General features: G+C 66.4%; 1 protein-coding gene. It reads right to left on the bottom strand.

The window, feature by feature from the left end; genetic code table 11:
• On the bottom strand, positions 1–172 hold a 172-nt coding region (locus tag ICC28_RS40215; protein ID WP_188293819.1), incomplete at its 3' end, for a transposase.
• Positions 173–220 lie beyond the last annotated feature (48 nt).

Here is a 220-nt window from a genome sequence, read left to right as displayed (position 1 = left end):
GCCCATAACGTTCGGGCACGTCCCGCCACGGAGCACCGGTCCGGGTCCGCCACCGTATGCCGTCTATCAGCTGCCGCCGCGTCCACACCTGCGGCCGGCCCGACTTGATGCCCGTCGGCAGCAGAGGCTCAAGCCGGGCCCACTGGCCGTTCGTCAGATCCCCACGTCCCACAGGACGTGATCATCACCGAACAAGATCCACTTTCGCAACAGACCCTAG

The sequence above is a fragment of the Streptomyces sp. TRM68416 genome, from assembly GCF_014596915.1.
GTDB lineage: Bacteria > Actinomycetota > Actinomycetes > Streptomycetales > Streptomycetaceae > Streptomyces.
Note: the sequence above shows the minus strand (reverse complement) of the source record. Positions and strands in the feature narration are given on the sequence as shown.